Annotated in this window: 11 protein-coding genes; 10 read left to right on the top strand and 1 reads right to left on the bottom strand. The window is 50.0% G+C overall.

The annotated features are described in order from the left end of the window. The 3 genes from tuf to bfr all read left to right on the top strand — a co-directional run. Positions 1 to 1,080, top strand: a 1,080-nt coding sequence (tuf, locus tag OGX92_RS17715; protein WP_108361594.1) for an elongation factor Tu, incomplete at its 5' end; no start/stop codon positions are given. A 185-nt stretch (positions 1,081 to 1,265) separates the two neighbouring features. Beyond that, entirely contained in the window at positions 1,266 to 1,460 is a 195-nt protein-coding gene (gene bfd, locus OGX92_RS17710; protein ID WP_003031111.1) for a bacterioferritin-associated ferredoxin, read from the top strand. A 71-nt stretch (positions 1,461 to 1,531) separates the two neighbouring features. Continuing rightward, positions 1,532 to 2,008 (top strand): bacterioferritin, encoded by a 477-nt coding sequence (gene bfr / locus OGX92_RS17705; RefSeq protein ID WP_003827773.1) that lies wholly within the window; start codon positions 1,532 to 1,534, stop codon positions 2,006 to 2,008. Here bfr and OGX92_RS17700 read toward each other — a convergent pair. Next, positions 2,005 to 2,472, bottom strand: a complete 468-nt coding sequence (locus tag OGX92_RS17700) for a prepilin peptidase (protein WP_003827774.1) — start codon at positions 2,470 to 2,472, stop codon at positions 2,005 to 2,007. The genes bfr and OGX92_RS17700 overlap by 4 nt on opposite strands. 379 nt (positions 2,473 to 2,851) lie before the next feature. On the opposite strand from OGX92_RS17700, the gene rpsJ reads away from it, so the two are divergent. The 7 genes from rpsJ to rplV are packed head-to-tail and all read left to right on the top strand — an operon-like array spanning position 2,852 to position 6,221. Next, positions 2,852 to 3,163: a 30S ribosomal protein S10 gene (gene rpsJ, locus OGX92_RS17695; RefSeq protein ID WP_001181005.1), complete on the top strand. Its 312-nt coding sequence runs from the start codon at positions 2,852 to 2,854 to the stop codon at positions 3,161 to 3,163. Between the two features lie 32 nt (positions 3,164 to 3,195). Beyond that, positions 3,196 to 3,825: a 50S ribosomal protein L3 gene (rplC, locus tag OGX92_RS17690; RefSeq protein WP_003031117.1), complete on the top strand. Its 630-nt coding sequence runs from the start codon at positions 3,196 to 3,198 to the stop codon at positions 3,823 to 3,825. 10 nt (positions 3,826 to 3,835) lie between these two features. Next, on the top strand, positions 3,836 to 4,441 hold the full coding sequence (rplD, locus tag OGX92_RS17685; RefSeq protein WP_003031119.1) for a 50S ribosomal protein L4: 606 nt from the start codon (positions 3,836 to 3,838) through the stop codon (positions 4,439 to 4,441). Continuing rightward, positions 4,438 to 4,740, top strand: coding sequence for a 50S ribosomal protein L23 (rplW, locus tag OGX92_RS17680; RefSeq protein ID WP_000617546.1), 303 nt, complete (start codon positions 4,438 to 4,440; stop codon positions 4,738 to 4,740). The genes rplD and rplW overlap by 4 nt, the downstream gene beginning before the upstream one ends. A gap of 17 nt (positions 4,741 to 4,757) precedes the next feature. Further along, the gene (rplB, locus tag OGX92_RS17675) at positions 4,758 to 5,579 is read left to right on the top strand and encodes a 50S ribosomal protein L2 (RefSeq protein ID WP_000301869.1); all 822 of its coding nucleotides are present in this window, start codon (positions 4,758 to 4,760) and stop codon (positions 5,577 to 5,579) included. A gap of 16 nt (positions 5,580 to 5,595) precedes the next feature. After that, entirely contained in the window at positions 5,596 to 5,874 is a 279-nt protein-coding gene (gene rpsS, locus OGX92_RS17670; RefSeq protein ID WP_001138115.1) for a 30S ribosomal protein S19, read from the top strand. A 14-nt stretch (positions 5,875 to 5,888) separates the two neighbouring features. After that, positions 5,889 to 6,221 carry a 50S ribosomal protein L22 gene (rplV, locus tag OGX92_RS17665; RefSeq protein ID WP_000448832.1) on the top strand — a complete coding sequence of 111 codons (333 nt, stop codon included), beginning with the start codon at positions 5,889 to 5,891 and terminating at the stop codon, positions 6,219 to 6,221. The last annotated feature ends 6 nt before the right edge of the window (positions 6,222 to 6,227 follow it).

Genomic DNA, 6,227 nt, shown 5'->3' with positions numbered 1-6,227 from the left:
CTGGCTAAAACCTACGGCGGTGCTGCTCGTGCATTCGACCAGATCGATAACGCGCCGGAAGAAAAAGCTCGTGGTATCACCATCAACACTTCTCACGTTGAATATGACACCCCGACTCGCCACTACGCACACGTAGACTGCCCGGGCCACGCCGACTATGTTAAAAACATGATCACCGGTGCTGCGCAGATGGACGGCGCGATCCTGGTTGTTGCTGCGACTGACGGCCCGATGCCGCAGACTCGTGAGCACATCCTGCTGGGTCGTCAGGTAGGCGTTCCGTACATCATCGTGTTCCTGAACAAATGCGACATGGTTGATGACGAAGAGCTGCTGGAACTGGTAGAAATGGAAGTTCGTGAACTTCTGTCTCAGTACGATTTCCCGGGCGACGACACTCCGATCGTTCGTGGTTCTGCTCTGAAAGCGCTGGAAGGCGAAGCAGAGTGGGAAGCGAAAATCATCGAACTGGCTGGCTTCCTGGATTCTTACATCCCAGAACCAGAGCGTGCGATTGACAAGCCGTTCCTGCTGCCTATCGAAGACGTATTCTCCATCTCCGGTCGTGGTACCGTTGTTACCGGTCGTGTAGAGCGCGGTATCATCAAAGTTGGTGAAGAAGTTGAAATCGTTGGTATCAAAGAGACTGCTAAGTCTACCTGTACTGGCGTTGAAATGTTCCGCAAACTGCTGGACGAAGGCCGTGCTGGTGAGAACGTTGGTGTTCTGCTGCGTGGTATCAAACGTGAAGAAATCGAACGTGGTCAGGTACTGGCTAAGCCGGGCTCTATCAAGCCGCACACCAAGTTCGAATCTGAAGTGTACATTCTGTCCAAAGACGAAGGCGGCCGTCATACTCCGTTCTTCAAAGGCTACCGTCCGCAGTTCTACTTCCGTACTACTGACGTGACTGGTACCATCGAACTGCCGGAAGGCGTAGAGATGGTAATGCCGGGCGACAACATCAAAATGGTTGTTACCCTGATCCACCCGATCGCGATGGACGACGGTCTGCGTTTCGCAATCCGTGAAGGCGGCCGTACTGTTGGTGCGGGCGTTGTTGCTAAAGTAATGAGCTAATTATTGATTAATTAGCTTTGAGCTTAAAAAGGGCGCTTCGGCGCCCTTTTTGCTACCTGCAATTTAGTCGTTGTCATATTTATTCGCATTTTTTATTCATTCTCCCGCCGCGTAAATCGCGTTGTGCTATTGTAATCATAACTATTCTCATTTACACTTTGCGCAGAAATTGAACGGGAGCGATCATGTACGTTTGTTTGTGTAATGCGATAAGTGATAAAAAAATACGTCAGGCTGTTCGCCAGTTTCATCCTCAGTCCTTTCAGCAATTACGTAAATTTATTCCTGTAGGAAATCAATGTGGTAAATGCATTCGTGCTGCCCGCGAGGTCATGCAGGATGAATTAACACAAATGCCAGAATTTAAAGAGATCGCCTAAGTCACACTCTTTTTTTTGACATCCCTGTAGCCCCATCTACGCTCTAAGAGTGGAAGCGGAGGGACTATAAAATGAAAGGTGATGTTAAAATCATAAATTATCTCAATAAACTATTGGGAAATGAGCTTGTCGCGATCAACCAGTATTTTCTCCATGCTCGTATGTTTAAAAACTGGGGACTGACTCGCCTCAATGATGTTGAGTACCATGAATCTATCGATGAGATGAAACACGCTGATAAATATATCGAGCGTATTTTATTCTTAGAAGGGATCCCGAACTTGCAGGATCTTGGCAAGTTGGGTATTGGCGAAGACGTTGAAGAGATGCTGCAATCCGATCTTCGACTCGAACTCGATGGTGCTAAAGACTTGCGTGAAGCCATTGCCTATGCCGATAGCGTTCATGATTATGTCAGCCGGGATATGATGATTGAGATCCTGACTGAAGAAGAAGGGCATATTGACTGGCTCGAAACCGAGCTGGACCTGATTGCAAAACTTGGCTTACAAAATTATCTGCAATCGCAAATTAAAGTCAGTGACTAACCACCCAGTATCATACTTACCAGGCCAATAACAAAACCCGCAGCCGCCAGATATGGCCCAAATGGCAGCGGGTTTTTTAGTACCTGTTTCCCGTAACGGACGCAGGAAATCCCGGTGAGGCAACATGCCATACCCGCGGCAAGTAAAACCAAAAGTGGTAATGATTCCCAGCGATGCCATGCGCCTAGTGCGGCAAGAAATTTGACATCGCCAAAGCCTAACCCTTCCTGTCGGCATATCAAACGATATCCCCAGTAGAACAAAGCAAATACCCCATAACCCGCTACAGCACCCCAAAGCGCGTCGGATAACTGTGCAGGTCTGCAGCATTGATGATAAATAAGACCGCCCCACAAAAGAGGGCAGGTAAATTTGTCGGGCAGCAACCCGGTACGTAGGTCGTGGACTAAGAGCAGTCCTGATAGCGAAACATAAATCAACAGAAAGGGGAGGTCGATGTACATGGGCAAGCCTTATCTGGTAAAGCGTTTACCTTCAGGTAAACCCGGCGGCCCTACAAGCCCGGGATCTGGGTTATGGATGCTCTCTTCCACGGAAAACGCGTTGCACCGCAGGACATACAATCAGAGTGGAAGGAGCGCCGCATTTGTGAACGAGTGATTAATTTCTACGCGGCACTTGCTTAAGACTGAGATTTACGTATAATGCGCGGGCTTGTCTAATATTGACAGCGGTTCGATATGAGCCACCGGTACTGCGAAAGCAATACCAGACAATGTTCCCAATCGGGGAACTCTGTAAGAACGGTTACACTCTCCCATCAATCGTAATGGGTTTGAGGAGTAACTATTTCGTCTATAAAATAATTGGAGCTCTGGTCTCATGCAGAACCAAAGAATCCGTATCCGTTTGAAAGCGTTTGATCATCGTCTGATCGATCAATCAACCGCGGAAATCGTCGAGACTGCCAAGCGCACTGGTGCGCAGGTTCGTGGTCCGATCCCGCTGCCGACCCGCAAAGAGCGTTTCACCGTTCTGATCTCCCCGCACGTCAACAAAGACGCGCGTGATCAGTACGAGATCCGTACTCACAAGCGTCTGGTTGACATCGTTGAGCCAACTGAAAAAACCGTTGATGCTCTGATGCGTCTGGACCTGGCTGCCGGTGTAGACGTGCAGATCAGCCTGGGTTAATCAGGTCATCGAGCGATTGAGAGGTTGATACAATGATTGGTTTAGTCGGTAAAAAAGTGGGTATGACCCGCATCTTCACTGAAGATGGCGTATCTATCCCAGTAACCGTTATCGAAGTTGAAGCAAACCGCGTTACTCAGGTTAAAGATCTGGCTAACGATGGCTATCGCGCTGTTCAGGTTACCACCGGTGCTAAAAAAGCTAACCGCGTAACTAAGCCGGAAGCTGGCCACTTTGCTAAAGCTGGCGTAGAAGCTGGCCGCGGCCTGTGGGAGTTCCGTCTGGCAGATGGTGAAGAATACACCGTTGGTCAGAACATTAGCGTTGAACTGTTTGCTGACGTTAAAAAAGTTGACGTAACCGGTACCTCTAAAGGTAAAGGTTTCGCTGGTACCGTTAAGCGCTGGAACTTCCGTACCCAGGACGCTACTCACGGTAACTCCTTGTCTCACCGCGTTCCGGGTTCTATCGGTCAGAACCAGACTCCGGGCAAAGTGTTCAAAGGCAAGAAAATGGCAGGTCAGCTGGGCAACGAACGTGTAACCGTTCAGAGCCTGGACGTAGTACGTGTTGACGCTGAGCGCAACCTGCTGCTGGTTAAAGGTGGTGTTCCGGGTGCGACCGGTTGCGACCTGATCGTTAAACCAGCTGTGAAGGCGTAAGGGGATAGCAATGGAATTAGTATTGAAAGACGCGCAGAGCGCGCTGACTGTTTCCGAAACTACCTTCGGTCGTGATTTCAACGAAGCGCTGGTTCACCAGGTTGTTGTTGCTTATGCAGCTGGTGCTCGTCAGGGTACTCGTGCTCAGAAGACTCGTGCTGAAGTAACTGGTTCAGGCAAAAAGCCGTGGCGCCAGAAAGGTACCGGCCGTGCGCGTTCAGGTTCTATCAAGAGCCCGATCTGGCGTTCAGGTGGCGTGACCTTCGCTGCTCGTCCACAGGACCACAGTCAAAAAGTTAACAAAAAGATGTACCGCGGCGCGCTGAAAAGCATTCTGTCCGAACTGGTACGTCAGGATCGTCTGATCGTTGTCGAATCATTCTCTGTAGAAGCGCCTAAAACTAAGCTGCTGGCACAGAAACTGAAAGACATGGCTCTGGAAGATGTGCTGATCATCACCGGTGAGCTGGACGAAAACCTGTTCCTGGCTGCGCGCAACCTGCACAAGGTTGACGTACGCGATGCAACTGGTATCGACCCGGTTAGCCTGATCGCCTTCGACAAAGTCGTAATGACTGCTGATGCTGTTAAGCAAGTTGAGGAGATGCTGGCATGATTCGTGAAGAACGTCTGCTGAAAGTGCTGCGCGCACCGCACGTTTCTGAAAAAGCGTCTACTGCGATGGAAAAAACTAACACCATCGTTCTCAAAGTTGCTAAAGACGCGACCAAAGCAGAAATCAAAGCTGCTGTGCAGAAACTGTTTGAAGTCGAAGTCGAAGTCGTTAACACCCTGGTAGTTAAAGGGAAAGTTAAACGTCACGGACAGCGTATCGGTCGTCGTAGCGACTGGAAAAAAGCTTACGTCACCCTGAAGGAAGGCCAGAATCTGGACTTCGTCGGCGGCGCTGAGTAAGTCGGAGGAGTAATACAATGGCAGTTGTTAAATGTAAACCGACATCTCCGGGTCGTCGCCACGTTGTTAAAGTGGTCAACCCAGAGCTGCACAAGGGCAAACCTTTTGCTCCGCTGGTTGAAAAAAACAGCAAATCCGGTGGTCGTAACAACAATGGCCGCATCACCACTCGTCACATCGGTGGTGGTCACAAGCAGGCTTATCGTATTGTTGACTTCAAACGCAACAAAGACGGTATCCCGGCAGTTGTTGAACGTCTTGAGTACGATCCGAACCGCTCCGCGAACATCGCGCTGGTTCTGTACAAAGACGGTGAACGCCGTTACATCCTGGCCCCTAAAGGCCTGAAAGCTGGCGACCAGATTCAGTCTGGCGTTGATGCTGCAATCAAAGCAGGTAACACCCTGCCGATGCGCAATATCCCGGTTGGTTCTACCGTTCATAACGTAGAAATGAAACCAGGTAAAGGCGGTCAGCTGGCACGTTCCGCTGGTACTTACGTTCAGATCGTTGCTCGTGATGGTGCTTATGTCACCCTGCGTCTGCGTTCTGGTGAAATGCGTAAAGTCGAAGCAGACTGCCGTGCAACTCTGGGCGAAGTTGGCAATGCTGAGCATATGCTGCGCGTTCTGGGTAAAGCAGGTGCTGCACGCTGGCGTGGTGTTCGTCCTACCGTTCGCGGTACTGCGATGAACCCAGTCGACCACCCACATGGTGGTGGTGAAGGTCGTAACTTTGGTAAGCACCCGGTAACTCCGTGGGGCGTTCAGACCAAAGGTAAGAAGACCCGCAGCAACAAGCGTACTGATAAATTCATCGTACGTCGCCGTAGCAAATAATTTTAGAGGATAAGCCATGCCACGTTCTCTCAAGAAAGGTCCTTTTATTGACCTGCACTTGCTGAAGAAGGTAGAGAAAGCGGTGGAAAGCGGAGACAAGAAGCCCCTGCGCACTTGGTCCCGTCGTTCAACGATCTTTCCTAACATGATCGGTTTGACCATCGCTGTCCATAATGGTCGTCAGCACGTTCCGGTATTTGTTTCCGACGAAATGGTCGGTCACAAACTGGGTGAATTCGCACCGACTCGTACTTATCGCGGCCACGCTGCTGATAAAAAAGCGAAGAAGAAATAAGGTAGGAGGAAGAGATGGAAACTTTAGCTCAACATCGCCATGCTCGTTCTTCTGCTCAGAAGGTTCGCCTTGTTGCAGACCTGATTCGCGGTAAGAAAGTGTCGCAGGCTCTGGATATTCTGACCTACACCAATAAGAAAGCGGCTGTACTGGTCAAGAAAGTCCTGGAATCTGCCATTGCTAACGCTGAACACAACGATGGCGCTGACATTGACGATCTGAAAGTTACGAAAATTTTCGTAGACGAAGGCCCGAGCATGAAGCGCATTATGCCGCGTGCAAAAGGTCGTGCAGATCGCATCCTGAAGCGCACCAGCCACATTACTGTGGTTGTGTCCGATCGCTGAGACTCT

It is taken from the genome of Citrobacter sp. Cpo089 (genome assembly GCF_030332695.1).
In the GTDB taxonomy this organism is placed as follows: domain Bacteria; phylum Pseudomonadota; class Gammaproteobacteria; order Enterobacterales; family Enterobacteriaceae; genus Citrobacter; species Citrobacter portucalensis.
Note: the sequence above shows the minus strand (reverse complement) of the source record. Positions and strands in the feature narration are given on the sequence as shown.

Coding starts and splice junctions, on each gene's coding strand:
- bfd (WP_003031111.1), top strand. CDS start 1,266: ATGTACGTTTGTTTGTGTAATGCGATAAGTGATAAAAAAATACGTCAG.
- bfr (WP_003827773.1), top strand. CDS start 1,532: ATGAAAGGTGATGTTAAAATCATAAATTATCTCAATAAACTATTGGGA.
- OGX92_RS17700 (WP_003827774.1), bottom strand. CDS start 2,472: ATGTACATCGACCTCCCCTTTCTGTTGATTTATGTTTCGCTATCAGGA.
- rpsJ (WP_001181005.1), top strand. CDS start 2,852: ATGCAGAACCAAAGAATCCGTATCCGTTTGAAAGCGTTTGATCATCGT.
- rplC (WP_003031117.1), top strand. CDS start 3,196: ATGATTGGTTTAGTCGGTAAAAAAGTGGGTATGACCCGCATCTTCACT.
- rplD (WP_003031119.1), top strand. CDS start 3,836: ATGGAATTAGTATTGAAAGACGCGCAGAGCGCGCTGACTGTTTCCGAA.
- rplW (WP_000617546.1), top strand. CDS start 4,438: ATGATTCGTGAAGAACGTCTGCTGAAAGTGCTGCGCGCACCGCACGTT.
- rplB (WP_000301869.1), top strand. CDS start 4,758: ATGGCAGTTGTTAAATGTAAACCGACATCTCCGGGTCGTCGCCACGTT.
- rpsS (WP_001138115.1), top strand. CDS start 5,596: ATGCCACGTTCTCTCAAGAAAGGTCCTTTTATTGACCTGCACTTGCTG.
- rplV (WP_000448832.1), top strand. CDS start 5,889: ATGGAAACTTTAGCTCAACATCGCCATGCTCGTTCTTCTGCTCAGAAG.